28 protein-coding genes, 3 tRNA genes and 1 pseudogene are annotated in these 25044 nt (G+C 39.1%); 30 read left to right on the top strand and 2 right to left on the bottom strand.

Annotation, left to right across the window (positions count from 1 at the left end):
* Positions 1–23: 23 nt before the first annotated feature.
* A complete protein-coding gene (gene cmoA, locus RDV53_RS01455) occupies positions 24–749 on the bottom strand; it encodes a carboxy-S-adenosyl-L-methionine synthase CmoA (protein ID WP_005696693.1) in 726 nt (241 codons plus the stop codon).
* Positions 750–932: 183 nt separating this feature from the next.
* Here cmoA and aspS point away from each other — a divergent pair, with 183 nt between their 5' ends.
* The 9 genes and pseudogenes from aspS to ruvB all read left to right on the top strand — a co-directional run bounded on the left by aspS (position 933) and on the right by ruvB (position 9209).
* On the top strand, positions 933–2705 hold the full coding sequence (gene aspS, locus RDV53_RS01450) for an aspartate--tRNA ligase (protein WP_005696691.1): 1773 nt from the start codon (positions 933–935) through the stop codon (positions 2703–2705).
* A gap of 117 nt (positions 2706–2822) precedes the next feature.
* Positions 2823–3536: pseudogene (locus RDV53_RS01445) on the top strand (DUF6602 domain-containing protein); the annotation flags it as partial.
* 288 nt (positions 3537–3824) lie between these two features.
* Positions 3825–5093, top strand: a complete 1269-nt coding sequence (locus RDV53_RS01440) for an NRAMP family divalent metal transporter (protein WP_005696688.1) — start codon at positions 3825–3827, stop codon at positions 5091–5093.
* Between the two features lie 101 nt (positions 5094–5194).
* Positions 5195–5653 carry a dihydroneopterin triphosphate diphosphatase gene (gene nudB / locus RDV53_RS01435; RefSeq protein WP_005696687.1) on the top strand — a complete coding sequence of 153 codons (459 nt, stop codon included), beginning with the start codon at positions 5195–5197 and terminating at the stop codon, positions 5651–5653.
* Positions 5654–5702: 49 nt separating this feature from the next.
* Entirely contained in the window at positions 5703–6443 is a 741-nt protein-coding gene (locus tag RDV53_RS01430; protein ID WP_005696686.1) for a YebC/PmpR family DNA-binding transcriptional regulator, read from the top strand.
* Positions 6444–6460: 17 nt separating this feature from the next.
* Positions 6461–6895: an ACP-like domain-containing protein gene (locus RDV53_RS01425; protein WP_005696685.1), complete on the top strand. Its 435-nt coding sequence runs from the start codon at positions 6461–6463 to the stop codon at positions 6893–6895.
* Between the two features lie 50 nt (positions 6896–6945).
* Positions 6946–7518: a crossover junction endodeoxyribonuclease RuvC gene (gene ruvC, locus RDV53_RS01420; protein ID WP_005696684.1), complete on the top strand. Its 573-nt coding sequence runs from the start codon at positions 6946–6948 to the stop codon at positions 7516–7518.
* 58 nt (positions 7519–7576) lie between these two features.
* Entirely contained in the window at positions 7577–8188 is a 612-nt protein-coding gene (gene ruvA, locus RDV53_RS01415; RefSeq protein ID WP_005696683.1) for a Holliday junction branch migration protein RuvA, read from the top strand.
* A gap of 13 nt (positions 8189–8201) precedes the next feature.
* Positions 8202–9209 (top strand): Holliday junction branch migration DNA helicase RuvB, encoded by a 1008-nt coding sequence (gene ruvB, locus RDV53_RS01410; protein WP_005696681.1) that lies wholly within the window; start codon positions 8202–8204, stop codon positions 9207–9209.
* 55 nt (positions 9210–9264) lie between these two features.
* Here ruvB and RDV53_RS01405 read toward each other — a convergent pair whose 3' ends face one another.
* Positions 9265–9576 carry a DUF5339 domain-containing protein gene (locus tag RDV53_RS01405; RefSeq protein ID WP_005696680.1) on the bottom strand — a complete coding sequence of 104 codons (312 nt, stop codon included), beginning with the start codon at positions 9574–9576 and terminating at the stop codon, positions 9265–9267.
* Positions 9577–10031: 455 nt separating this feature from the next.
* Here RDV53_RS01405 and RDV53_RS01400 point away from each other — a divergent pair, with 455 nt between their 5' ends.
* The 21 genes from RDV53_RS01400 to hscA all read left to right on the top strand — a co-directional run bounded on the left by RDV53_RS01400 (position 10032) and on the right by hscA (position 25032).
* Complete coding sequence (locus tag RDV53_RS01400) at positions 10032–11597, top strand: cytochrome ubiquinol oxidase subunit I (RefSeq protein WP_005696679.1); 1566 nt, start codon at positions 10032–10034, stop codon at positions 11595–11597.
* Between the two features lie 14 nt (positions 11598–11611).
* A complete protein-coding gene (cydB, locus tag RDV53_RS01395; protein ID WP_005696678.1) occupies positions 11612–12751 on the top strand; it encodes a cytochrome d ubiquinol oxidase subunit II in 1140 nt (379 codons plus the stop codon).
* 11 nt (positions 12752–12762) lie between these two features.
* Complete coding sequence (locus RDV53_RS01390; RefSeq protein ID WP_100207847.1) at positions 12763–12861, top strand: cytochrome bd oxidase small subunit, CydX/CbdX family; 99 nt, start codon at positions 12763–12765, stop codon at positions 12859–12861.
* Positions 12862–12863: 2 nt separating this feature from the next.
* The gene (ybgE, locus tag RDV53_RS01385) at positions 12864–13151 is read left to right on the top strand and encodes a cyd operon protein YbgE (RefSeq protein WP_032822627.1); all 288 of its coding nucleotides are present in this window, start codon (positions 12864–12866) and stop codon (positions 13149–13151) included.
* 71 nt (positions 13152–13222) lie between these two features.
* Positions 13223–13651, top strand: a complete 429-nt coding sequence (ybgC, locus tag RDV53_RS01380) for a tol-pal system-associated acyl-CoA thioesterase (protein ID WP_005696676.1) — start codon at positions 13223–13225, stop codon at positions 13649–13651.
* A 20-nt stretch (positions 13652–13671) separates the two neighbouring features.
* Positions 13672–14358 carry a protein TolQ gene (tolQ, locus tag RDV53_RS01375; RefSeq protein ID WP_005696675.1) on the top strand — a complete coding sequence of 229 codons (687 nt, stop codon included), beginning with the start codon at positions 13672–13674 and terminating at the stop codon, positions 14356–14358.
* Between the two features lie 78 nt (positions 14359–14436).
* Positions 14437–14856 carry a colicin uptake protein TolR gene (gene tolR / locus RDV53_RS01370; RefSeq protein WP_032803822.1) on the top strand — a complete coding sequence of 140 codons (420 nt, stop codon included), beginning with the start codon at positions 14437–14439 and terminating at the stop codon, positions 14854–14856.
* 17 nt (positions 14857–14873) lie between these two features.
* The gene (gene tolA / locus RDV53_RS01365; protein ID WP_005696672.1) at positions 14874–16121 is read left to right on the top strand and encodes a cell envelope integrity protein TolA; all 1248 of its coding nucleotides are present in this window, start codon (positions 14874–14876) and stop codon (positions 16119–16121) included.
* A 41-nt stretch (positions 16122–16162) separates the two neighbouring features.
* Positions 16163–17446: a Tol-Pal system beta propeller repeat protein TolB gene (gene tolB, locus RDV53_RS01360; protein WP_005696671.1), complete on the top strand. Its 1284-nt coding sequence runs from the start codon at positions 16163–16165 to the stop codon at positions 17444–17446.
* A gap of 24 nt (positions 17447–17470) precedes the next feature.
* Positions 17471–17938 carry a peptidoglycan-associated lipoprotein Pal gene (pal, locus tag RDV53_RS01355; RefSeq protein WP_005696669.1) on the top strand — a complete coding sequence of 156 codons (468 nt, stop codon included), beginning with the start codon at positions 17471–17473 and terminating at the stop codon, positions 17936–17938.
* Positions 17939–18116: 178 nt separating this feature from the next.
* Positions 18117–18192: transfer RNA gene (locus RDV53_RS01350), tRNA-Lys, on the top strand.
* 25 nt (positions 18193–18217) lie between these two features.
* Positions 18218–18293: transfer RNA gene (locus tag RDV53_RS01345), tRNA-Lys, on the top strand.
* Between the two features lie 30 nt (positions 18294–18323).
* Positions 18324–18399: transfer RNA gene (locus RDV53_RS01340), tRNA-Lys, on the top strand.
* A 118-nt stretch (positions 18400–18517) separates the two neighbouring features.
* Entirely contained in the window at positions 18518–19237 is a 720-nt protein-coding gene (gene trmJ / locus RDV53_RS01335; protein ID WP_005696668.1) for a tRNA (cytosine(32)/uridine(32)-2'-O)-methyltransferase TrmJ, read from the top strand.
* 59 nt (positions 19238–19296) lie between these two features.
* Complete coding sequence (gene iscR, locus RDV53_RS01330) at positions 19297–19752, top strand: Fe-S cluster assembly transcriptional regulator IscR (RefSeq protein ID WP_005696667.1); 456 nt, start codon at positions 19297–19299, stop codon at positions 19750–19752.
* Positions 19753–19815: 63 nt separating this feature from the next.
* Positions 19816–21030 carry an IscS subfamily cysteine desulfurase gene (locus RDV53_RS01325; protein ID WP_005696666.1) on the top strand — a complete coding sequence of 405 codons (1215 nt, stop codon included), beginning with the start codon at positions 19816–19818 and terminating at the stop codon, positions 21028–21030.
* A gap of 54 nt (positions 21031–21084) precedes the next feature.
* A complete protein-coding gene (gene iscU / locus RDV53_RS01320; RefSeq protein ID WP_005696665.1) occupies positions 21085–21468 on the top strand; it encodes a Fe-S cluster assembly scaffold IscU in 384 nt (127 codons plus the stop codon).
* A gap of 50 nt (positions 21469–21518) precedes the next feature.
* On the top strand, positions 21519–21842 hold the full coding sequence (iscA, locus tag RDV53_RS01315) for an iron-sulfur cluster assembly protein IscA (protein WP_032822628.1): 324 nt from the start codon (positions 21519–21521) through the stop codon (positions 21840–21842).
* A 9-nt stretch (positions 21843–21851) separates the two neighbouring features.
* Positions 21852–22373 carry a Fe-S protein assembly co-chaperone HscB gene (gene hscB, locus RDV53_RS01310; RefSeq protein ID WP_005696663.1) on the top strand — a complete coding sequence of 174 codons (522 nt, stop codon included), beginning with the start codon at positions 21852–21854 and terminating at the stop codon, positions 22371–22373.
* Positions 22374–22448: 75 nt separating this feature from the next.
* Positions 22449–23135, top strand: a complete 687-nt coding sequence (locus tag RDV53_RS01305; protein ID WP_005696661.1) for a DUF2625 domain-containing protein — start codon at positions 22449–22451, stop codon at positions 23133–23135.
* 40 nt (positions 23136–23175) lie between these two features.
* A complete protein-coding gene (gene hscA, locus RDV53_RS01300; RefSeq protein WP_005696660.1) occupies positions 23176–25032 on the top strand; it encodes a Fe-S protein assembly chaperone HscA in 1857 nt (618 codons plus the stop codon).
* Positions 25033–25044: the final 12 nt, after the last annotated feature.

Below are 25044 nucleotides of genomic sequence, written 5' to 3'. Positions count from 1 at the left end.
TTAGATTATTGATTGGATTATAATTATTTCACTGCAATCATTGAGCCAAAATTAAAACATTGGAACCATAATTCTATATGTGAAAACCCGATGTTTTTTAACCGCTCTTTGTGGATGTTAATCGAGTCAGTACGCATTACATTTTCAAGTGCGGTGCGTTTTTGGCTCACTTCAAGTTCACTGTAACCGTTAGCACGTTTGAATTGGTGGTGCAGATCAATAAGCAACTCATTCACTTTTCCATCTTCAAAACGGAATTTTTCAGAGAGCACCAATACACCGTTTGGGTTTAAACCTTGGTAGATTTTGGTGAGCAAGGCTACACGATCTTCTGGTGGTAAAAATTGCAATGTGAAGTTGAGCACCACCATTGAGGCGTTCTTAATTTCAATTTGACGAATATCATCGCAAAGAATTTCTACGGGCACATCACTATGATAAGCCGCAACATGCTGACGGCAGCGTTCCACCATTGGCAGAGAATTATCGACACCGATAATTTTCACATTCGGTTGTTTAATATTACGTCGCATAGAAAGAGCTGCCGCACCGCGTGAACAGCCTAAATCATAGACTTGGCTGTCAGCCGTCACAAAACGTTCAGCCAACATGCCAATCGCCGTGATAATGTTGGAGTAGCCCGGAATCGAGCGTTGAATCATATCGGGGAAAACTTCCGCCACGCTTTCATCAAAAGTAAAATCGCCCAGTTTTTCGATCGGGGCTGCAAAAATCGTATCTTTCATCATGATTGAATTCTGTTGTTGTCTTGAGAGAGCATTTATTTAGATAAAATGCAAAAAACTGCGGTCATTTTAGTGAAAGTTTTTAAAGGATCAAATAAATTTCGCTTTTCAATTTAAAAGGCATGTCTTTTTCCGTATAATCAACGCGTTAATTATCCATTTTAGAAAAATGAAAGGAATACAGAAATGATGCGTACACATTATTGCGGTGCATTAAACCGCAACTATATTGGACAAGAAGTAACATTAAGCGGTTGGGTTCACCGTCGTCGCGATTTAGGTGGTTTAATTTTTATTGATATGCGTGATCGTGATGGTGTCGTACAAGTTTGTTTTGACCCGAAATATCAAGAAGCGTTAACTGCAGCTTCAGGCTTACGTAATGAATTTTGTATTCAAATTAAAGGTGAAGTAATCGCGCGTCCGGATAATCAAATTAATAAAAATATGGCGACAGGCGAAGTGGAAGTGTTAGCAAAAGAATTACGCATCTACAATGCTTCTGATGTTTTACCGCTAGACTTCAACCAAAACAACACTGAAGAACAACGTTTAAAATATCGTTATTTAGATTTACGTCGTCCAGAAATGGCACAACGTTTAAAAACTCGTGCGAAAATTACCAGCTTTGTGCGTCGCTTTATGGATGACAATGGTTTCCTTGATATCGAAACCCCAATGCTAACTAAAGCAACGCCAGAAGGTGCGCGTGACTATTTAGTGCCAAGTCGTGTACATAAAGGCAAATTCTATGCATTGCCGCAATCACCACAGCTTTTCAAACAGCTTTTAATGATGTCTGGTTTTGACCGTTATTATCAAATCGTGAAATGTTTCCGTGATGAAGATTTACGTGCAGATCGTCAGCCTGAATTTACTCAAATCGATGTGGAAACCTCTTTCTTAACTGCGCCAGAAGTACGTGAGATCATGGAGCGCATGGTGCACGGTTTATGGCAAAACATCATTGGTGTGGATTTAGGTAAATTCCCACAAATGACCTGGCAAGAAGCGATGACTCGTTTTGGTTCAGATAAACCAGATTTGCGTAACCCGCTTGAATTAGTCGATGTAGCTGATATCGTTAAAGACGTTGAATTTAAAGTATTTAATGAGCCAGCAAACAATCCAAACGGCCGTGTGGCAGTCATTCGTGTACCAAATGGCACAGAAATCACTCGTAAACAAATTGATGAATATACACAATTTGTTGGCATTTACGGTGCAAAAGGTTTAGCTTGGGCAAAAGTAAATGACATTAATGCTGGTCTTGAAGGCGTACAAAGCCCGATTGCGAAATTCTTAAATGAAGAGGTATGGAAAGCCTTAGCTGAACGTGTGAAAGCTCAAACTGGCGATATCTTATTCTTCGGTGCAGACAAATGGCAAACCACCACGGATGCAATGGGCGCGTTACGTTTAAAATTAGGTCGTGATCTTGGCTTAACTCGTTTAGATGAATGGCAACCACTTTGGGTGATCGATTTCCCAATGTTTGAACGTGATGAAGAGGGTAATCTTGCTGCAATGCACCACCCATTTACTTCACCAAAAGATTTTACGCCAGAACAATTAGAAGCGAATCCAACCGATGCGGTAGCAAATGCTTACGATATGGTGATTAATGGCTACGAAGTAGGTGGTGGCTCTGTCCGTATTTTCGATCCGAAAATGCAGCAAACCGTATTCCGCATTCTTGGTATCAATGAACAAGAACAACATGAAAAATTCGGTTTCTTATTGGATGCATTAAAATTCGGTACACCGCCACATGCAGGTTTAGCATTTGGTTTAGACCGTTTAACCATGCTTTTAACTGGCACCGAAAATATCCGTGATGTGATTGCATTCCCGAAAACAACGGCAGCAGCTTGTTTAATGACAGAGGCACCAAGTTTTGCGAATCCGCAGGCATTGGAGGAGTTGTCTATTTCTGTAGTGAAGTCGGAGAAAGAATAAATATTACATAATTTTATTTGGTTATGTTTATATGAAACTTGTTGATGCGTTAAGAATAGCTAATTCAGATATTAAGGCTCAATTTGAGAAGAGTTCTTTGTTCACTCATTCACTCATTCAGGGGAAAAAGGGCAAGTAAGAGAAGAAATTATTTCTAATTTATTGCGTCCTTTTCTTCCTGAATGTTTTGGGTTGGGAACTGGTCAAGTCTTTGATTTAAATGATAATATGAGCAAACAAATCGATATCGTTGTATATGACGCAATTCATTCAAATGTTTTATTAAAAAATCATAAGAGTAATTTATTCCCATGTGAATCAATTTATGGCTTAATTGAAATTAAATCTAACTTGTCTACTGATGAATTATTAAAAAGCTTAGACAATATAGCTTCAATTAAGCAACTTCAAAGAAGAGATTCAACAATGTTAGACATTACTCCTATTGTAGAATTAGGCATAGGTGCGGGGCTAACAGCATCAACCGAAAAACGTAATGATTATATAGGCATTATTTTTGGGTTTGATGGATTGGAAAAACAAACTCTTTTAGAAAAATTAAATGATCAGATAGGTCAAAGAGATAAAAGTTTATTACCTGATTTTGTTTTCTGTTATGAAAAAAAATACATGGTTTGGAAAACAAACGAAAATCTGAAACCTGTTGGATTAAAAGGGGCGTTCGAACAATACTCAGCTATTGATTGTGGGAATGATGTACTTACTGTAATGTTTTTGATATTAAACATATATTTAAATCAATTAAGACTGAAAGCTCCTAATTATGTAGAATATTTGATTAAAGTATTAAAGGAAGTGGAACAATCATAGCCCTTTTTGTTGCTGTTTATGTATTATTCTAGTGATAACGATTCTTGCTAATTGATGAAGTACTGATGCTGATTGAAAAAATTTTATTCACTTAAAGATATCAGTTTTTCGGTATGAATACTTGTGAAATTTATTTGTTTTGAACTTATATTCTGAAATATTAAAATAATTAGATTTTTATTTTTAACCTTCGCTTTTAAGTGGATTTTATTTACTTTACTCAAGGATAAAATTCTATTATAAATAAGACCTTTTTCAGTTTATGGTCAATTTATAAGAGAACATTTTATGAGTGAAGTTTCAACTCCAGTAGAAAAATCAACGTGGGCGAGTAAATTCTCTGCCTTAGGTCCTGGAATCGTGATGGCATCAGCAGCTGTTGGCGGTTCACATATTATTGCATCTACCCAAGCGGGTGCGATCTATGGTTGGGAATTAGTGAGCATTGTTATTCTTGCTAACTTATTTAAATATCCTTTCTTCCGTTTCGGTGTTCAATATACCCTAGATACGGGTAATACCTTGTTAGAAGGTTACCGTCAAAAAGGAAAATTCTATCTTTGGTTATTCCTTGCTTTAAACGTTTTTGCCACAGTAATTAATACTGCTGCAGTGGGATTATTAACGGCCGCAATTTTAACTTTTATTACGCCAATTCCACTCCCAATGCCCGTGTTAAGCTCATTAGTGATTCTTGTGACAACTGGTATTTTATTGTTGGGTAAATACCGTTTATTAGATAGTTTATCGAAAATCATCATGATTGCTTTAACGGTGACAACCGTGAGCGCTGTCGTGATTGCTTTTATGCGTAATGGTATCAATGGTGTGGCTACACCTGATTTTGTCGCGCCTTCTCCATGGGAATTAAGCAAGTTAGCATTTTTAGTTGCATTAATGGGCTGGATGCCTGCGCCAATTGAAATCTCTGCCATTAACTCCATGTGGGTGGTGGCAAAACGTCGTCTAACGAAAGTATCTTATGAAGACGGTTTATTTGACTTCAATGTGGGGTATATCGGTACAGCAATTTTAGCTGTCGTATTCTTAGCGCTTGGTGCATTGGTGCAATATGGTTCGCCAGAAACCGTAGAGATGGTAGGCGGAAAATATATCGCGCAACTTATCAATATGTATGCAAGTACTATCGGTGAATGGGCGCGTTTATTAATTGCCGTGATTGCATTTATGTGTATGTTTGGTACAACAATTACGGTAATTGATGGTTATTCGCGTACTAATGTTGAAGCAGTACGTATCTTGTTTGGTAAACAAGAAAGCTCAGTGAGAATTCTTAATATCGGTATGATTTTTGCGGCGTTATCTGGTTTAGCGATTATTTTCTACTTTAATAACGCGGTGGGTCCAATGTTAAAATTCGCGATGATTGCTTCATTTGTTTCAGCACCAATCTTTGCTTGGTTGAATTTATCTTTGACTAAGCACGCGAAACACAGTGTAAAAGGTGGCTTATTGTGGTTATCCCTTATTGGGTTATTCTACTTAACAGCCTTTGCAGGATTATTTATCGCTCAACAAGCTGGCTGGTTAAACTAAAATAATTGAGATAATTACCGCACTTTAGTTTTAAAGTGCGGTAATTTTTTTGAAAGTTTTTAGTAGAAAAGGTATGATGCTGCCCATTCTCAATTATGTAGATGACGAGCTTGAAATATAAAAATAATCAATCGGTTCTCGTGGTAATTTATGCAGAAAGCACGCATAGTGTTCTTATGCTTCAACGTCAAGATGATTCCACTTTTTGGCAATCTGTTACGGGTACATTGGAAACCAATGAAACACCAAGAGAAACAGCCATTCGAGAAGTTTGGGAAGAAATAGGATTAAAAATAGAAGAAAATTCGACCGCACTTTTTGATTGCAAAGAGAGCATAGAATTTGAAATTTTCCCGCATTTCCGCTATAAATACGCACCGAATGTGACTCACTGTCATGAACATTGGTTTTTATTGGCAGTTGAGCAGGAGTTTGAGCCGATATTAAGTGAGCATTTGGCGTATCAATGGGTTTTACCAGAAGATGCTATCCAAATGACGAAATCGCCGAATAATGCCGAGGCCATCAAAAAATATTTGATGAACGGCTTTCCTCTATAGAAAAGAGGATTCAATTTAAAAACGTTTTTAAGATAAGAAGGAAAACAACATGGCAGGCCATAGTAAGTGGGCAAATATTAAACACCGTAAAGCCGCACAAGATGCGCAACGCGGTAAAATTTTTACAAAATTAATTCGTGAATTGGTAACCGCTGCAAAAATTGGTGGTGGTGATGTTGGTGCGAACCCGCGTTTACGTGCGGCAGTAGATAAAGCCTTATCGAGCAACATGACTCGCGATACCATTAACCGTGCGATTGAACGCGGTGTGGGCGGTGGTGATGACACCAATATGGAAACAAGAATTTACGAAGGTTATGGTCCGGGTGGAACTGCTGTGATGGTTGAGTGTCTAAGTGACAACGCAAACCGAACCATCTCACAGGTTCGCCCAAGTTTCACTAAATGTGGTGGTAACTTAGGGACTGAAGGTTCTGTGGGCTATTTATTCAGCAAAAAAGGCTTGATTTTAATTAGCGAAGGTGAAGAAGATGCGTTAATGGAAGCGGCAATTGAAGCCGGTGCGGATGATGTTCAACCACAAGATGATGGTTCATTCGAAATCTATACTGCGTGGGAAGATTTAGGTTCTGTGCGCGATGCTATCGAAGCAGCAGGATTTAAAATTGATAACGCAGAAGTGACAATGATTCCATCAACAACCGTTGATCTTGATCTTGAAACTGCGCCTAAATTGTTGCGTTTAATTGACATGTTAGAAGACTGTGACGATGTACAAAACGTATATCATAACGGTGAAATTAGTGATGAAGTTGCAGCTCAGCTGTAATTTTAAGGAGATTTAGAATGAAATTAGCTAAAGTATTACCTGCAATGGCTGCTCTTGTTGTCTTATCAGCTTGTGCAAGCGAAGCACCAAAAGTAGAAAACAAAGCAGAGCAAGCTGCAGCACCTACTGTAACGGATAAAACAGTAGTTTATACTTGTAACAAGAAAACTGTAACTGCAGTTTATCAATTTGAAAACCAAGAGCCAACAGCGGCAATGGTAATGGTAGGCAACAAAGTTGTTGCGAAAGATTTCGCTCGTGATGCAGCTCAAAAAGACTTCACTTCATTTACTTCAGGCAAATATGTTTGGAATGTAGATAGTGGTTTAACTTTAGATAAATTTGATTCTGTTGCGCCAGTAAATCTTTTAATCAAAGGCAAAAAAGCAGATAAAATTGTTGTGAAAAACTGTGATGTAGATGCAAAAGCAACTGCAAAAGCAAACCAATAATTAACGCTAAAAACGGCCGGCATTGACCGGCCGTTTATTTTTGAGAGTTTATGAGTATTATTTTAGGCATTGACCCAGGTTCTCGTGTAACGGGCTATGGTGTGATTAGACAAAATGGTCGCCATTTAGAATATCTCGGCAGTGGAGCAATCCGCACACAGGTAGAAGATTTACCTACACGCTTAAAACGAATTTATGCCGGTGTGACAGAAATCATCACACAATTTCAGCCCGATATGTTTGCCATTGAACAAGTGTTTATGGCTAAAAATGCGGATTCCGCTTTAAAACTGGGGCAAGCACGTGGTACGGCAATTGTGGCAGCGGTGAATCACGATTTACCTGTATTTGAATATGCCGCTCGTTTGGTGAAACAGACTGTCGTTGGGATTGGTTCGGCAGATAAAGTTCAAGTACAAGATATGGTGACACGAATTTTGAAACTCTCAGATAAACCACAAGCAGATGCGGCAGATGCTTTAGCCATTGCGATTACCCATGCCCACACCATTCAACATTCTTTGCATATTGTAGGCTCTGTCAAAACGACAGAAATGCATGAAAAAATGACCGCACTTTTAAAAACAAGGTACAGCCGAGGTCGATTTAGATTAAAAATTTAACTGGATTAATATCCAGTTTTATTTTATTCTATGCAAAATTTTTTTACATGGAAATCTTATGATTGGTCGTTTAACAGGCATCTTATTAGAAAAACAACCTCCTGAAATTTTGCTTGATGTACAAGGCGTCGGTTATGAATTATTGTTACCGATGACCAGTTTTTATGATTTACCAGAAATCGGGCAAGAAACTACTTTATTTACCCATCTTGTTGTGCGTGAAGATGCTCATCTTCTTTTTGGATTTGCCCAAAAAACTGACCGCACTTTATTTCGTGAATTAATTAAAACCAATGGTGTTGGCCCTAAATTGGCACTTGCGATTTTATCGGCAATGTCAGTAGAGCAGTTTGCTTATGCGATTGAACGAGAAGAACTGTCAAAATTAGTGAAAATTCCTGGTGTGGGCAAGAAAACGGCTGAACGTTTATTGGTGGAGTTAAAAGGGAAGTTTAAGGATGTTCGTCAAAGTGATTTCTTTGTGGAGAGCAAGCATATTCCTTCAACGTCAGAATTACGCCAAGCTGAAAGCTCAGCAGATGAAGCGGTTGCTGCATTGGTTGCATTAGGCTATAAACCAACTGATGCTGAAAAAATGGTAAAAAAAGTGGCTAAAGCAGACTTAACCAGCGAGCAATTAATTCGCGAAGCTTTAAAAACCGCGTTATAAAGATTAAACAGATATGATCGAAGCAGATAGAATTATTAGCAGTCAGGTAAAGATGGATGAAGATGTCATCGATCGTGCGATTCGTCCAAAGCTTTTAGCTGACTATGTGGGACAGCCACAAGTGCGAGAGCAGATGGATATTTTCATTAAGGCCGCAAAGTTACGTCAAGATGCCTTAGATCATCTTTTGATCTTTGGTCCTCCAGGATTAGGGAAAACAACGCTTGCTAATATTGTGGCAAATGAAATGGGTGTAAATATCCGCACCACATCAGGGCCCGTACTTGAAAAAGCTGGCGATTTAGCGGCAATGCTGACAAATCTTGAACCCCATGATGTGTTGTTTATTGATGAAATTCACCGCCTTTCTCCAGCGATTGAAGAAGTGCTTTATCCTGCAATGGAAGATTATCAGCTGGATATTATGATTGGCGAAGGGCCAGCAGCTCGTTCAATTAAATTGGATTTGCCCCCTTTCACATTAATTGGCGCAACAACCCGAGCAGGTTCGTTAACCTCGCCATTGCGTGATCGTTTCGGTATTGTTCAACGTTTAGAATTTTATTCCGTTGAAGATTTAACGTCTATTGTGACAAGAAGTGCCTCTTGCTTAAATCTAGAATTAGAAGATAAAGCCGCTTTTGAAGTCGCTCGTCGTTCACGTGGTACGCCTCGTATTGCAAACCGTTTATTGCGTCGCGTTCGAGATTTTGCTGATGTGCGTAATGATGGCATTATTTCGGCAGACATTGCGAAACAAGCGCTTTCAATGTTAGATGTAGATGATGCGGGCTTTGATTACTTAGATAGAAAATTGCTTACCGCTGTAATTGAGCGTTTTGATGGTGGTCCAGTTGGATTAGATAACTTGGCGGCGGCAATAGGTGAAGAACGAGACACTATAGAAGATGTATTAGAACCTTACTTGATTCAACAGGGATTTTTACAGCGAACCCCTCGAGGTCGAATTGCGACTTCGTTAACTTATCGACACTTCGGACTTCAGAAGCCGTCAGAATAAGAGATAGAAAAAAGGACATATTGATATCAATATGTCCTTTCTTTTTAAAACTTGATTAGTTAGTTTCTTCAGTATAGCTCTTCATGCTATTTAATCTTGCTAAACCCACATCACAGCTTTTTTGTTGAGTGGCTAATTCCATTTCAAGAATTTGCTGTTTGCTTTGATTAAGTTTACTTTTGATCTTACCGACTTGAGTATGGGTGCCAGGCTGTTTTTCTGCTTGGGCAATTAAATTTTCTGTTTCTTTAAATAGCTGTGCACATTGTTGTGGAAGCGCAGCTTTGTTTTCTGTAAGAGGTGATGCAGTAGCTGATAGTGCCACAGAACCGAAAAGTGCGGTCAAAATTAAATAAATTTTCTTCATTATTAATCCCTACAAATCTTTCCAAATATTATTAGGCTAAAAAATAGCAAAATCTTGTCGCGCTGTCTAGCGGTTATTTTGTCCATTCCTTTTCAATAAAGTTTCCTTGTGATAGATAAATTTTTCTATTTTTTGTAAAAACACAAAATCTGATCTATATCAATTTTACTATTACTATACAAAATTGTGATTTTGTAATTTATATCAAAAAAATATGATCGATATAACTGTTTTTTATTTTTTATCCTCATAAATAGTAGTAGAATAGAGCGAAATTTTGAATGTTTATATTGTAATCGGTTACTGTATTCTGTTTTGAGAATAGAAAAGGCAATTATTACGTAAATAATTCAATGTCTCTTAACAATTTGTGTTGAGTAGTTTGGGGTGGTTATTTGGGATTATCCTTGGTAATCATAAAGTGAAAATCTTGTAGATTTATACAAGGAGTTGAGATGTTAGACGTTGTTGATCTCTCACGCTTGCAGTTTGCATTAACTGCGTTATATCACTTCATTTTTGTGCCATTAACATTAGGTTTATCTTTCGTTCTTGTGATCATGGAAACTATTTATGTTAAAACGGGCAAAGAAGTATATAAAGATATGACTAAATTCTGGGGTAAGTTATTTGGTATTAACTTTGCTCTAGGGGTGACGACCGGTATTATTATGGAGTTCCAATTCGGGACAAACTGGTCTTATTATTCTCACTATGTAGGTGATATTTTCGGTGCACCATTAGCGATCGAAGCATTACTTGCATTCTTCTTAGAATCCACTTTCGTGGGTCTATTCTTCTTCGGTTGGGATCGTTTAACTAAAGGTAAACACTTACTCGCAACTTACTGCGTAGCCTTTGGTTCAAACCTTTCAGCAATGTGGATTTTAGTGGCAAACGGTTGGATGCAACATCCGGTAGCGGCAGAATTTAACTTTGAAACCGTTCGTATGGAAATGACCAGCTTCTTAGATCTTTGGTTAAACCCAGTTGCTCAAAGTAAATTCTTACATACATTAACAGCAGGTTATTCAACCGGTGCAATGTTTGTATTAGGTATTAGTGCATTCTATTTATTAAAAGGCCGTGATATTGGTTTTGCTAAACGTTCATTCTCTGTTGCTGCAACCTTTGGCTTTATCGCTGCATCAGCGGTATTAATTATGGGTGATGAATCAGGTTACGACATCGGTAAAGCACAACCTGTGAAATTAGCTGCAATGGAAGCGGAGTTCGAAACTCATCCTGCGCCAGCGCCATTCCACCCAGTTGCGATTCCAAATACGGCAGAAATGAAAAATGATTTTGCGGTTGAAATCCCATATTTAGGTGGTTTAATTGCAACGCGTTCTTTAGACACTGAAATCGTTGGTTTGAAAGAGATTCAAGCGAAAAATGAAGGTCGTGTTCGTAATGGTATGGTTGCTTATGATTTATTCACTCAATTAAAAGCAGAGAAAAAATCAGCAGGTCACGTAAATCCAGAAACTAAAGCAAAATTTGATGAAGTAAAAGGCGATTTAGGTTTTGGTTTATTATTAAAACGTTACACAGATAAAGTTGTTGATGCAACAGATGAACAAATTAAACAAGCGGCTCGTGATACAATTCCAAACGTAGGTCCTAACTTCTGGGCGTTCCGTGGTATGTTAGCGGCAGGTGGTTTAATTATTTTATTAACCTTTGGCGCATTTGTTCAGAATTTACGTAATAAAGTCACATCTTCTCGCTTATTGCTTAAAGCATTGCTTTGGGGGATCCCATTGCCAATCTTAGCGATTGAATTTGGTTGGTTCTTAGCTGAATTTGGTCGTCAACCGTGGGCGATTTATGAAGTATTACCGGTAGGTGTATCTGCCTCTAACTTGAGTGTAGGTGACTTATGGTTCTCTATCGGTTTAATTTGTGTACTTTACTTCTTCTTCATCATTGCGGAAATGTATTTGATGTTTAAATATGCACGTTTAGGTCCAAGTGCATTGAAAACCGGCAAATACTATTTTGAGCAATCATCTAAATAAGCAGGAGATGAATTATGCTTGATTATGAAATTCTACGTATTATTTGGTGGGTGCTAGTTATCGTATTACTTATCGGTTTCTCTGTAACAGATGGATTCGATATGGGCGTGACCGCACTTTTACCCGTAGCAGGTAAGAAAGAAGTAGAAAGACGTATTATGATTAACTCTATTGCTCCACACTGGGATGGTAACCAAGTTTGGTTATTAACTGCTGGTGGTGCAATCTTCGCGGCATGGCCGATTGTTTATTCTGTAGCGTTTTCAGGCTTCTATATTGCCTTATTCCTTGTGTTAGCTGCGTTATTCTTCCGTCCAATTGGTTTTGAATATCGTGCGAAAATTGATAATCCAACATGGCGTGCGATGTGGGATTGGGGCTTATTTGCGGGTGGTTTTGTACCTGCATTAGTATTCGGTGTGGCATTTGGTAATTTATTACAAGGTGTGCCATTCGAATTAAATGAGCTTTCACAAGCAACTTACACCGGTTCTTTCTTTGCATTATTAAACCCATTTGCATTACTTTGCGGTGTGTTAAGCCTTGCAATGTTAGTGACTCACGGTGCAAACTGGTTACAAATGAAAACCACTGCAGCATTGCGTGATCGTGCAAGAGCGATTACACAAATTGGTGCATTAGTAACATTAATTACTTTTATACTTGCCGGTGTGTGGCTTTCTTTCAAAGAAGGTTATGTTGTAACTAGCACTATCGATCACTTTGCAGCATCAGCACCAGCTTCAGGTAAAGAAGTGGCAGTTGAAGTAGGTGCATGGTTCAAGAACTTCAATGAAAATCCAGCTTTATGGGCATTGCCAGTATTAGCTGTGGTGGGGGCATTACTAAATGTCGTTGCATCTAAAGCAAATCGTTGTGGTTTTGCGTTCTTCTTCTCTGTATTAACAATGGCTGGTGTGATTATTACTGCGGCAGTATCAATGTTCCCATTTGTAATGCCTTCAAGTACTCATCCAGAACAAAGCTTGTTAATGTGGGATGCAACGTCAAGTGAATTAACATTAACTTTAATGTTCTACTTGGCATTAGTATTTGTTTCCATCTCATTGCTTTACACCATTTGGTCATACTACAAAATGTTTGGTCGCTTGGATGAAAGCTTTGTTGAAGACAACAAAAACTCATTATACTAAGGAGAAACAATATGTTATATATAATTTGGGTAGTGGGTGTGTTGGCTGCAATTATGGTGAGTGCTAAATTAACCATTGGTAAAGAAAAGTCAGGTAAATTTGACGAGTAATGATGATTAATTCGCTCTATCAATTAAGTAATAAGGGTTCCTTGCGAACCCTTTCGTTTATTTTGGCGTTATTTCTGACCGCGGCTTTCTTTTTAAATTTAAATCAATTTTCGACCGCACTTCGTACTGCACATCCCGCTTGGATTCTTGCGATTTTTTGGGGATTGATTAATTTGTGGATTCACGGTATCGGATTTGAAATTCGCCGAGCAATATGGCAGCTTGTTTTCTTGCCATTTATTGGTTATTTCACCACAATAATTGCCATTGTTCAGCATTGGTTACTATAGAAACTCTAGATAAATATTGTTATTTGGAGCTTGCACATCTAATGAACAGGTTCTAAAATAGGCGGCTTGTTATGGCTGATAATTTGAGCATTATTTTGAATAACCAATGTTTTACCTTTCCGGTTCGTGTCTATTATGAGGACACTGATGCCGGCGGAGTAGTGTATCACGCACGTTATTTACATTTCTTTGAGCGTGCGCGAACTGAATATTTAAGAACGCTTAATTTTTCCCAACAATCATTATTGCAGGAACAACAGTTAGCTTTTGTGGTCAAAACCATGTCTATTGACTATTGTATTCCGGCAAAATTGGATGATTATCTTATTGTCGAAACTGAAATAACAGCAGTGAAAGGAGCAACAATTCTCTTTGAACAGCGGTTAGTTCGTGAGACAGTGGTGTTATCGAAGGCTACTGTTAAGGTAGCCTGTGTTGATCTAGGCAAAATGAAACCTGTCGCAATTCCTGAGGAATTAAAAGCGGCATTTTTAAAGTAAATAACTTTTCGGAGTATGCAATGACTGCAGAATTGAACTTTTTAGATCTTTTTCTAAAAGCGAGTATCGTTGTTCAACTTGTAATTGTGATCTTAATTTCGTTCTCAATTATTTCTTGGGCAATCATAATTCAACGTAGCCGTATTTTGACGAGCGCGTTAAAAGAAGCGAACACTTTTGAAGATCGTTTCTGGTCTGGTGAAGATTTAAACAAACTTTATGATGGTTTATCTAATCGTCGTGAAGTATTAACGGGTAGCGAACAAATTTTCTTTGTCGGCTTTAAAGAATTCTCTCGCTTAAAACAAGTGAATGCAGATGCTCCAGAAGCGATCATCAAAGGTACGACTCGTGCAATGAACCTTGCGATGAATCGTGAAGTAGAAGCGCTTGAAAGCCGTGTACCTTTCTTAGCAACAGTTGCTTCTGTAAGTCCATATATCGGTTTATTTGGTACCGTTTGGGGGATCATGCACGCATTTATGGCATTAAGTGGTGCAAAACAAGCTACATTACAAATGGTTGCTCCAGGTATCGCAGAAGCCTTGATCGCAACAGCAATCGGTTTGTTTGCGGCGATTCCCGCTGTAATGGCATATAACCGTTTAAGCTTACGTGTAAATGCGATTGAACAAAATTATGGTAACTTCATTGATGAATTCACCACAATTTTACATCGTCAAGCTTTTGGTAAAGCGCCCCATTAAAAATCAATGAAAAATTGACCGCACTTGATTAATCAGACGAAAAGTGCGGTGGATTTTAGCGAAGTTTTAGAGGAAATTATGGCTCGTCGTCAGCGTAAAGACATTAAATCTGAAATTAACATCGTGCCATTTCTCGATGTTCTTTTAGTTTTGGTGTTAATTTTTATGGCAACTGCGCCGATTATCAGTCAGAGCGTTCAAGTGGAACTCCCTGATTCGGTGCAAAGTCAAAATGTATCAAATGAAGATAAAACACCGGTTATCTTAGAAGTAGCAGGTGTAGGGCAGTATTCGATTTCTATTGGTGGTCAACGCCAAGAAGGACTTAACGAAGAAATGGTAACCCAATTATCAAAACAAGAATTTGATAAAGACAATAACACAATGTTCTTAGTGGGCGGAGCAAAAGATGTACCTTATGAAGAAGTGATTAAAGCACTGAATTTACTACATCTTGCCGGCATTAAGTCTGTGGGTTTAATGACCAACCCAATTTAAGATAAGTAGGTAAAACCGTGCAGAATAATCGACGAAAAAAACGTGCAAATGAGTTTGTCATCTCTATTGCGATGCATCTTGCATTGTTTGGTTTGTTGATTTGGAGCTCTCTTTATCAAACCGTTGAAATAATGGGTGGTGGAGAAGGTGAAGGTGATGCCATGGGAGCTGTGATGGTCGATACTGGCAGCGCAGCTCAGGAATGGGGACGTATTCAACAACAGAAAAAAGGTCAAACTAATAAACAGAAAAAACCAGAACCTGTAGTCGAAGAGAAAAAACCAGAGCCTGAACCTGAACCAAATCAGCAAGAAATTGCGAAACAAGAAGAGATTAAGCGTCAGCAGGAAATTCAACGTCAAAAAGAACTTGAAAAACAAAAGCAGCAAGAAATTGAAAAGCAAAAACAGCAACAAGAACTTGCTCGTCAAGAGGCGTTAGAAAAGCAGAAACAAGCTGAAGAAGCGAAAGCAAAACAAGCTGCTGAAGCAGCGAAGTTAAAAGCTGATGCAGAAGCGAAACGTTTAGCGGCAGCAGCTAAACAGGCTGAGGAAGAGGCAAAAGCTAAAGCACAAGCCGAAGCTCAAAAAGCCAAAGAAAAAGCTGAAGCAGATGCTAAAGCGAAGGCTGAGGCAAAAGCGAAAGCCGATGCTGAAGCAAAAGCGAAGGCCAAGGCAGAAGCAGATGCTAAAGCGAAAGCTGAGGCGGATGCTAAGGCTAAGGCAAAAGCTGAAGCCGATGCTAAAGCAAAAGCAGATGCAGAGGCGAAAGCGAAGGCAGAAGCAAAAGCTAAAGCGGATGCAGAAGCAAAAGCGAAGGCTGATGCGAAGGCAAAAGCTGACGCAGCAAAACGTAAAGCAGATCAAGCGGCTTTAGATGACTTCATGAACGGCGGAGATGTCGGTGGTGGTAGTGCATCTAAAGGTGGTAATGCAAATAAAGGCGGTACACAAGGTAGTGGTGCAGGACTAGGTGCTGGAGATGGTGGTAAAGTTGGTGACCAATATGCAGGTGTCATTAAACGTGAAATTCAACGCCGTTTCTTAAAAGACCCAAGCTTTGCCGGTAAAGTTTGTAGCATTAAAATCCAACTCGGTCGAGATGGTACGATTTTAGGCTACCAACGCGTTTCAGGATCTGATGATATTTGTACTGCAGCATTAAGTGCGGTAGCTAGAACGAAAAAAGTTCCAGCAGCACCATCTGATGCTATTTATGAGAAATATAAAGCGCCGACTATCGATTTTGATATCAATGCTCGATAATCGGTTTTAGGAAAGTAACAACGTTAAAATAAGGTGATTAAATGAAATTGATCAAACGTGTTATGGGGCTATTTGTGGTGATGTTTGCATTTGCAAGCACAGCAATGGCAGAAGATGAAGTTCGAATTGTGATTGATGAAGGTGTTGATGGCGCTCGTCCTATCGCAGTTGTTCCTTTCGCAGGTTCTGCACCTGAAAATATTGGTCAAATCGTTGCAGATGACTTACGTAATAGTGGTAAATTTAACCCTATTCCAGTAAGCCAAATGCCACAACAACCAACGACTGCAGCAGAAGTGAAACCAGAGGCTTGGACTGCTTTAGGTATTGATGCTGTTGTGGTGGGTCAAGTGACATCAACTGGTAGCGGTTATAACATTTCTTACCAATTAGTTGATACTGTAGGTGCATCAGGTACACCTGGTGCGGTACTTGCACAAAATAGCTATACAGTGACAAATAAATGGTTACGCTATGGTGCACATACTGTGAGTGATGAAGTATTCGAAAAATTAACCGGTATTCGTGGTGCATTCAGAACCCGTATCGCTTACGTAGTGCAAAAAAATGGTGGCTCACAACCTTATGAAGTTCGTGTAGCAGATTATGATGGCTACAACCAATTTATCGTAAATCGTAGCTCACAACCAATTATGTCTCCAGCTTGGTCTCCAGATGGTAAACGTTTAGCATACGTATCTTTTGAGAACAAAAAATCACAACTTGTTGTACAAGACTTAGGTTCAGGTTCTCGTAAAGTAGTTGCTTCTTTCCCTGGACATAACGGTGCGCCAGCATTCTCTCCGGACGGTTCTAAACTAGCATTTGCTTCTTCACAAGATGGTTTATTAAACATCTATGTAATGGGCTCAAATGGTGGTACACCTACTCAATTAACTCGCGGTGCAGGTAATAATACAGAACCATCATGGTCTCCAGATGGTAGCTCAATTCTCTTTACTTCAGATAGAAGTGGTTCACCACAAGTTTATCGCATGAGCGCAAGTGGTGGTGGTGCATCACCAGTTGGTGGTCGCGGTAGTGCGCAAATCAGTAGTGATGGTAAAACTCTTGTGATGATCAACGGTAATAACAACGTGGTGAAACAAGATCTCACCAGCGGTAGTTCTGAAGTATTAAGTACATCTTTCTTAGGTGAAAGCCCAAGTATTTCTCCTAACGGTATCATGATTATTTACAGCTCTACACAAGGGCTAGGAAAGGTGTTACAATTAGTTTCTGCAGATGGTCGCTTTAAAGCGAGTCTTCCAGGAAGTAATGGCCAAGTGAAATTTCCAGCTTGGTCTCCATACTTGACTAAATAAAAAAACTCATTGAGGAGAAATCTAATGAACAAATTTGTTAAATCATTATTAGTTGCTGGTTCAGTAGCTGCATTAGCAGCATGTAGCTCATCAAACAACGATGCAGCAGGCAACGGTGCTAACAACGGTCAAACTTTCGGTGGTTACTCTGTTGAAGATCTTCAACAACGTTACAACACCGTTTACTTCGGTTTCGACAAATTCAACATCGAAGGTGAATACGTTCAAATCTTAGATGCTCACGCTGCATACTTAAATGCAACTCCAGCTTCTAAAGTTGTTGTTGAAGGTAACACTGACGAACGTGGTACTCCAGAGTACAACATCGCTTTAGGTCAACGTCGTGCTGATGCAGTTAAAGGTTTCTTAGCTGGTAAAGGTGTTGATGCTGGTAAAGTATCAACTGTTTCTTACGGTGAAGAAAAACCTGCAGTGTTAGGTCACGATGAAGCGGCATACTCTAAAAACCGTCGTGCAGTGTTAGCATACTAATATTTTTAGAGAATTTTGATTCTTATAAGAAGGGAGAGTAGAAATACTCTCCTTTTTTATTTGTTCTAAGATATTGGCAGAAATTGACGAGTATTCACACAATTAACACAATTTCTTCAGATTTTTCTTGCGTCAGAAAATAAAATCGGTAATATACGCACCTGTTACGAAATGATGTGGGTCGTTAGCTCAGTCGGTAGAGCAGCGGACTTTTAATCCGTTGGTCGAAGGTTCGAATCCTTCACGACCCACCACTTTTATTTCGAAGAATTCCCAAATGGGTCGTTAGCTCAGTCGGTAGAGCAGCGGACTTTTAATCCGTTGGTCGAAGGTTCGAATCCTTCACGACCCACCATCTATTTTACAGATCATTATTTAACCGGTTGGGTTGTTAGCTCAGTTGGTAGAGCAGCGGACTCTTAATCCGTCGGTCGAGAGTTCGAGTCTCTCACAGCCCACCAATCACATTTTCTTTCCATGTGTTAATAAATTTATAAAAAAGTAAAAATTTTTTTAAATTCTTGACTATATTTAGCGGTTATTATGGTAGAATATCCACAAATTTAAGTCGGGCATAAAATGTTACAAAATATTCGAATTGTTTTGGTTGAAACATCACATAGTGGGAACATCGGTTCAGCAGCGCGTGCGATGAAAACAATGGGATTATCCAATCTTTATTTGGTCTCACCAAAATCAGTGGATGAGCAATCTATTGCATTAGCAGCAGGCGCTGATGATGTCATGCGTAATGCCCACATTGTTGATACTTTTGAACAAGCAATAGAAGATTGCTCATTAGTGATTGGTACGAGTGCAAGATTACGTCATTTACAGAGCACGCTGATTGACCCAAGAAAGTGTGCAGAGAAAGCCAGTGCACATCAAGGGCAAGTAGCGATCGTGTTCGGTCGTGAGCGTGTTGGACTCACAAATGAAGAATTACTTAAATGTCATTATCATTTAAATATCCCTGCTAACCCTGAATATTCTTCGCTCAATTTAGCGATGGCAGTACAGTTGGTAAGTTATGAAATGCGAATGGCATTTTTAGCGAAAGATAAAACGGAAAATGCACTTTCAATGATAGAAGATATCTATCCAACAGCACAAGAAATGGAGTATTTTTTTGCTCATACGGAACAGGTGTATCTGTCTCTTGGTTTTATTCAAAATCAAGGGGTTATGCAAAAGTTAAGACGACTTTATAACCGTTCTTCTCTAGAAAAAAATGAATTAAATATTTTGCGAGGAATGTTAAGTGCGGTTGAAAAACGCCTTAATCTGCAAAAAGAGTAAAATTGACTATCATAGTCAGATAGGTAAACTACCTAGATGGCGATTTATAGGGATGCTTTATGAAACTAACATCTAAAGGACGATATGCGGTTACCGCAATTTTAGATATCGCACTACATGCAGGAACAAATCCTGTTTGTTTAGCGGATATCTCAGAACGTCAAAATATTTCACTTTCGTATCTTGAGCAATTATTTGCAAAATTGCGTCGTGGTGGATTAGTAAAAAGCGTTCGTGGCCCAGGTGGTGGCTATCGTTTAGCATTGTCAGCCGATCAAATTTCTATTGGTATGGTGATCTCTGCCGTAAATGAGAACATTGATGTGACAAGATGCCTTGGTAAAGGAAATTGCAAAGGCGGAGTGGAGTGTTTAACTCATTCTTTATGGCAAGATTTAAGTGATCGCATTTCTGATTTTTTAGATGAGATTACATTAGCTGAGCTTGTAGAGAAAAAAACTGGGAAGCATAAAGCTCACAAAGATTTTGATGACTTAATTGTAGTCAACCAATAATGGGAAAGTAGATTAAAGTGCGGTCGAGTTGATAGCATTTTTAGTAGTTATTTAGGAGTGAAAATGAAATTACCAATTTATTTAGATTATGCAGCAACATGTCCAGTGGATGAACGTGTAGCTAAAAAAATGATGGAATATTTAACCATTGATGGTGTATTCGGTAATCCAGCATCTCGTTCACATAAGTTTGGCTGGCAAGCTGAAGAAGCGGTTGATATTGCACGTAATCAAATTGCGGATTTGATTGGTGCAGATTCACGTGAAATTGTGTTTACTTCAGGAGCAACAGAAGCCGATAACCTTGCTATTAAAGGTGCTGCACACTTTTATCAAACAAAAGGTAAGCACATTATCACCTGCAAAACTGAACACAAGGCTGTATTGGATACTTGCCGTCAATTAGAGCGTGAAGGCTTTGAAGTGACCTATTTAGATCCAGAAGAAGATGGTTTAATCGATCTTGAGAAATTCAAAGCTGCATTGCGTCCAGAGACTATTCTTGTGTCAATTATGCACGTGAATAATGAGATTGGCGTGATCCAGGATATTAAAGCAATTGGTGAGCTTTGCCGTGCAAACAAAACAATTTTCCACGTAGATGCGACCCAAAGTGTCGGTAAAGTAGAAATTAATCTTGCTGAATTACCGGTTGATTTGATGTCAATGTCTAGCCACAAATTATACGGACCAAAAGGTATCGGGGCATTATATGTTTGCCGTAAACCGCGTGTTCGTTTAGAAGCCATTATCCATGGTGGTGGTCACGAGCGTGGTATGCGTTCTGGTACATTACCTGTACACCAAATTGTGGGTATGGGTGAAGCTTATCGCATTGCAAAAGAAGAAATGGCGACAGAGATTCCGCGTATCAGAGCTTTACGCGATCGTTTATATAATGGTTTGAAAGAAATTGAAGAAACCTATGTAAATGGTTCAATGGAACACCGCGTAGCAAATAATTTAAATATCAGCTTTAACTATGTTGAAGGTGAATCCTTAATGATGGCATTGCGTGATGTAGCAGTTTCTTCTGGTTCGGCTTGTACTTCAGCGAGTTTAGAGCCATCTTATGTACTACGTGCATTAGGTCGTAATGATGAATTAGCACATAGCTCAATTCGTTTCACACTTGGTCGTTGGACAACGGAAGAAGAAATTGATTACACCATTAATTTAACACGTAATGCAGTAGCAAAACTTCGTGAATTGTCACCACTTTGGGATATGTTCAAAGAAGGCATTGATTTAAATACTATTGAGTGGTCAGCCCACTAATTTTCAAGGCGGCTAGTCCGCCTGATAGCAACTTATTTAGGAAAGGAACATAATATGGCATACAGCGAAAAAGTTATTGATCATTATGAAAATCCACGCAACGTAGGTTCGATGGATAAAAAAGATAATTCAGTAGGAACGGGTATGGTTGGCGCACCGGCTTGTGGTGACGTTATGCAATTACAAATCAAAGTAAATGACAGCGGCATTATTGAAGATGCGAAATTTAAAACTTATGGTTGTGGCTCTGCGATTGCATCAAGTTCTTTAATCACCGAATGGGTAAAAGGCAAATCTTTAGATGAAGCAGGTGCAATCAAAAATAGTCAAATTGCGGAAGAACTTGAATTACCACCGGTAAAAGTTCACTGCTCAATTTTAGCAGAAGATGCAATTAAAGCCGCTATTGCTGACTATAAAAATAAACAAGGTAAGTAATCAAAGTGCGGTTGAAAATAACCGCACTTTATCAATTTAAGGATCAGAATATGTCTATAACACTCACTGAAAAAGCGGCACAACGAGTTCGTACTTTTCTTGAAAATCGTGGAAAAGGCATCGGTTTACGCTTAGGTGTGAAAACATCAGGTTGTTCGGGTTTAGGCTATGTGCTTGAATTCGTAGATGTGCTCAATGATGACGATCTTGTTTTTGAGCAGCATGGCGTGAAAGTGGTAGTCGATCCAAAAAGCTTGGTTTATTTAGATGGTATTGAGCTAGATTATGTCAAAGAAGGCTTGAACGAAGGCTTTAAATATAACAATCCAAATGTGAAAGAATCATGTGGATGTGGTGAAAGTTTCCATGTTTAAGGAATAAAGATGACAAGTCCTTTTGCTATTTTTGATTTACCCGTTGCTTTCAATGTTGATCAAGCCCTTTTGTCTGAGCGTTATTTAGCGCTTCAAAAGAGTTTGCATCCGGATAATTTTGTTACGGCAGATGCGCAAGAACAACGCATTGCAATGCAAAAATCCACAGAAGTTAATGATGCATTAAAAACCTTGAAAGACCCAATTTTGCGTGCGGAAGCGATTATCGCGTTAAATACGGGAAAAACACAGGATTTAGAGCAAAAGAGTACGCAAGATGTCACATTTTTAATGCAGCAATTAGAATGGCGAGAAGAGCTCGAAAACATAGAGCAAAGTCAGGATGAAAATGCACTAGAATCCTTTGCAAAACGCGTCAAAAAAGAAACAAAAGAAATGTTGACCGCACTTGAAGCACAGCTTAATGAGCAACAATGGCCAACTGCTGCACAGTTCTGCGATAAATTACGTTTTCTAAAAAAATTGGCGGATGAAATTAGCCAAGTAGAAGAACGTCTATTTGAATTATAATCTTGAGGGCGTTTAATACGCCCTTTTCGCTATTGATAAATGGGCAGCAGCCCCTCATACTGATGAAATTCGATTATGCAAACTTTAGAACAACTGACTGATGCCTCAAAATCTGCTTGGGGAACCATTTTCCAATGGATTGAGCGTGCTCGTAATCATTGTGAAGTGATTAAAAAAGATCAATCCAGTGCTGAACGTGAGCTTTTCACCATGCAAATGCCTACTTCTTCTCCGATGGGCGCGGTGATTTATGAAACCGGTGGCATCTTAATCCATCATGGTTGGTTGCGTATATTGGGTTCAGGTAATTTTAAATTACCACGTGGCTTAATGGACTGGAATTTCAGCAAATCCTTTAATCAATCAGGTGATAAACCGAAATATTTGCTCGTTGCAGATGATGTCATTGGGGGGTATTTTGCCTTAAATGGTGGTTCTTTAGGGGATAATCTCGGCAAGATTTACTATTTTTCACCGAAAGACTTAACTTGGCATGATTTAAATTTTACCTATACGGATTTCTTAGCTTGGGCATTAAATGGTGACATTGAAGCATTTTACCAAAATCTGTTCTGGCAAAATTGGCAAGAAGATGTAAAACAACTTGATGGCAACCACATGATTGTTTTTACACCAGAGCTTGCAGAAGATAAGACGACTGATATTAATCAGCGTGAACGACGCGAAGTCAACATAGAAACCCATTACAACGCAAGTTTCACCGAACAAGATAAATTTGCACAAGCTTATTCAGTGGCATAACCAGCCTTTAACGAATTAATTATTAGAGATAAAAAGAGATATGGCATTACTCCAAATTGCAGAGCCAGGACAAACGGCTGCACCACATCAACATCGTCTTGCAGTAGGAATTGATTTAGGTACAACGAATTCTTTAGTTGCCGCTGTGCGTAGCGGTCAAGCCACCATTTTAAATGATGAACAAGATAGAAGCCTTGTGCCTTCAGTCGTTTATTATGGTGAAAATGAAAAACTTGTTGGTACTGAAGCATTTGCAAAAGCAACAGTCGATCCTAAAAATACGATTATTTCTGTGAAGCGTCTGATTGGACGTAGCCTTGGTGATGTGCAAGCTCGTTATACCAATTTGCCGTATGAATTTGTAGCAAGTGAAAATGGGTTGCCATTATTGGTCACGCATCAAGGAAAAAAAAGCCCGATTGAAGTCTCTGCAGATATTTTATCTCGTTTAAATCATATTGCAGAACAACGCCTTGCGGGTGAGCTTTCTGGTGTGGTGATTACTGTTCCCGCGTATTTTGATGATGCTCAACGCCAAAGTACAAAAGATGCAGCACGCCTTGCCGGGTTAAATGTATTACGTTTATTAAATGAACCCACTGCTGCAGCAGTGGCGTATGGCTTAGATAGTGGAAAAGAAGGCGTCATCGCTGTTTATGACTTAGGTGGTGGTACCTTTGATATTTCGATTTTACGCTTATCCAAAGGCGTGTTTGAAGTGTTAGCAACAGGCGGAGATACAGCCTTAGGTGGTGATGATTTTGACCATTTAATTGCCGATTGGATTGTTGAGCAAGCGGGTATTCAACCACAAAATGTAAATGAGCAACGTGAGCTTTTAAGTTTAGCTACACAAACTAAAATTGCCTTAACAAGTGCACAAAGTGCGGTCATTTCTTGGCGTGGATTTGAAGGTGAATTAAGTCGTGAGCAATTCAATGAATTAATCCATTCATTGGTTAAACGTTCTTTATTAACCTGCCGGCGTGCATTAAAAGATGCGAATGTTGAAGCTGAAGAGGTGCAAGAAGTGGTTATGGTTGGTGGCTCAACTCGTGTGCCTTATGTTCGTGAGCAAGTAGGAGAGTTCTTCGGTAAAACCCCATTAACATCAATTGATCCTGATAAAGTAGTTGCCTTAGGTGCGGCAATTCAAGCAGATATTTTAGTGGGCAACAAGAATGACAGTGATATGTTGTTACTCGATGTGGTGCCGCTTTCTTTAGGTATTGAAACCATGGGCGGTTTAGTGGAGAAAATTATTCCACGCAACACCACGATTCCAGTGGCTCGCGCACAAGAGTTTACTACCTTTAAAGATGGCCAAACTGCGATGACGGTACACGTGGTACAAGGGGAACGTGAGTTAGTGGATGATTGCCGTTCTTTAGGTCGTTTTACGTTGCGTGGCATTCCACCAATGGTAGCAGGTGCCGCACATATTCGTGTGACTTATCAAGTGGATGCAGATGGCTTATTAAGTGTAACCGCCATGGAAAAATCCACTAAAGTCCAAGCATCAATTCAAATTAAACCTTCTTATGGTTTAACCGATGAAGAAGTAACGGCAATGATTAAGGCCTCGTTTGATAATGCACAAGATGATATGCAAGCTCGTGAATTAGCCGAGCAGCGCGTTGAGGCTAATCGTGTGATTGATAGCGTAATTGTGGCATTGCAACAAGATGGGGCAGACTTATTAACCGAATCTGAATTCCATCAAATTGAACATGCATTGAAACAATTAATGGATGTAAAAGAAGGTACAGATCGTCATGCAATTGCGCAGGGAATTAAAGCTCTTGATGTGGCAACTCAAGAATTTGCGGCAAGACGCATGAATAAATCCATTAATCAAGCGCTGACAGGTAAATTTGTGTCAGATATTGAGCAATAAAGTGCGGTTATA

Source organism: Haemophilus parainfluenzae ATCC 33392 (assembly GCF_031191205.1).
Classification (GTDB): Bacteria; Pseudomonadota; Gammaproteobacteria; order Enterobacterales; family Pasteurellaceae; genus Haemophilus_D; species Haemophilus_D parainfluenzae.
This window is presented reverse-complemented; position numbering and strand designations above follow the sequence as displayed.

Bases quoted from the DNA above. Each gene is read 5' to 3' on its own strand.
- cmoA (WP_005696693.1), bottom strand. From the start codon at position 749: ATGATGAAAGATACGATTTTTGCAGCCCCGATCGAAAAACTGGGCGAT.
- aspS (WP_005696691.1), top strand. From the start codon at position 933: ATGATGCGTACACATTATTGCGGTGCATTAAACCGCAACTATATTGGA.
- RDV53_RS01440 (WP_005696688.1), top strand. From the start codon at position 3,825: ATGAGTGAAGTTTCAACTCCAGTAGAAAAATCAACGTGGGCGAGTAAA.
- nudB (WP_005696687.1), top strand. From the start codon at position 5,195: ATGACGAGCTTGAAATATAAAAATAATCAATCGGTTCTCGTGGTAATT.
- RDV53_RS01430 (WP_005696686.1), top strand. From the start codon at position 5,703: ATGGCAGGCCATAGTAAGTGGGCAAATATTAAACACCGTAAAGCCGCA.
- RDV53_RS01425 (WP_005696685.1), top strand. From the start codon at position 6,461: ATGAAATTAGCTAAAGTATTACCTGCAATGGCTGCTCTTGTTGTCTTA.
- ruvC (WP_005696684.1), top strand. From the start codon at position 6,946: ATGAGTATTATTTTAGGCATTGACCCAGGTTCTCGTGTAACGGGCTAT.
- ruvA (WP_005696683.1), top strand. From the start codon at position 7,577: ATGATTGGTCGTTTAACAGGCATCTTATTAGAAAAACAACCTCCTGAA.
- ruvB (WP_005696681.1), top strand. From the start codon at position 8,202: ATGATCGAAGCAGATAGAATTATTAGCAGTCAGGTAAAGATGGATGAA.
- RDV53_RS01405 (WP_005696680.1), bottom strand. From the start codon at position 9,576: ATGAAGAAAATTTATTTAATTTTGACCGCACTTTTCGGTTCTGTGGCA.
- RDV53_RS01400 (WP_005696679.1), top strand. From the start codon at position 10,032: ATGTTAGACGTTGTTGATCTCTCACGCTTGCAGTTTGCATTAACTGCG.
- cydB (WP_005696678.1), top strand. From the start codon at position 11,612: ATGCTTGATTATGAAATTCTACGTATTATTTGGTGGGTGCTAGTTATC.
- RDV53_RS01390 (WP_100207847.1), top strand. From the start codon at position 12,763: ATGTTATATATAATTTGGGTAGTGGGTGTGTTGGCTGCAATTATGGTG.
- ybgE (WP_032822627.1), top strand. From the start codon at position 12,864: ATGATTAATTCGCTCTATCAATTAAGTAATAAGGGTTCCTTGCGAACC.
- ybgC (WP_005696676.1), top strand. From the start codon at position 13,223: ATGGCTGATAATTTGAGCATTATTTTGAATAACCAATGTTTTACCTTT.
- tolQ (WP_005696675.1), top strand. From the start codon at position 13,672: ATGACTGCAGAATTGAACTTTTTAGATCTTTTTCTAAAAGCGAGTATC.
- tolR (WP_032803822.1), top strand. From the start codon at position 14,437: ATGGCTCGTCGTCAGCGTAAAGACATTAAATCTGAAATTAACATCGTG.
- tolB (WP_005696671.1), top strand. From the start codon at position 16,163: ATGAAATTGATCAAACGTGTTATGGGGCTATTTGTGGTGATGTTTGCA.
- pal (WP_005696669.1), top strand. From the start codon at position 17,471: ATGAACAAATTTGTTAAATCATTATTAGTTGCTGGTTCAGTAGCTGCA.
- trmJ (WP_005696668.1), top strand. From the start codon at position 18,518: ATGTTACAAAATATTCGAATTGTTTTGGTTGAAACATCACATAGTGGG.
- iscR (WP_005696667.1), top strand. From the start codon at position 19,297: ATGAAACTAACATCTAAAGGACGATATGCGGTTACCGCAATTTTAGAT.
- RDV53_RS01325 (WP_005696666.1), top strand. From the start codon at position 19,816: ATGAAATTACCAATTTATTTAGATTATGCAGCAACATGTCCAGTGGAT.
- iscU (WP_005696665.1), top strand. From the start codon at position 21,085: ATGGCATACAGCGAAAAAGTTATTGATCATTATGAAAATCCACGCAAC.
- iscA (WP_032822628.1), top strand. From the start codon at position 21,519: ATGTCTATAACACTCACTGAAAAAGCGGCACAACGAGTTCGTACTTTT.
- hscB (WP_005696663.1), top strand. From the start codon at position 21,852: ATGACAAGTCCTTTTGCTATTTTTGATTTACCCGTTGCTTTCAATGTT.
- RDV53_RS01305 (WP_005696661.1), top strand. From the start codon at position 22,449: ATGCAAACTTTAGAACAACTGACTGATGCCTCAAAATCTGCTTGGGGA.
- hscA (WP_005696660.1), top strand. From the start codon at position 23,176: ATGGCATTACTCCAAATTGCAGAGCCAGGACAAACGGCTGCACCACAT.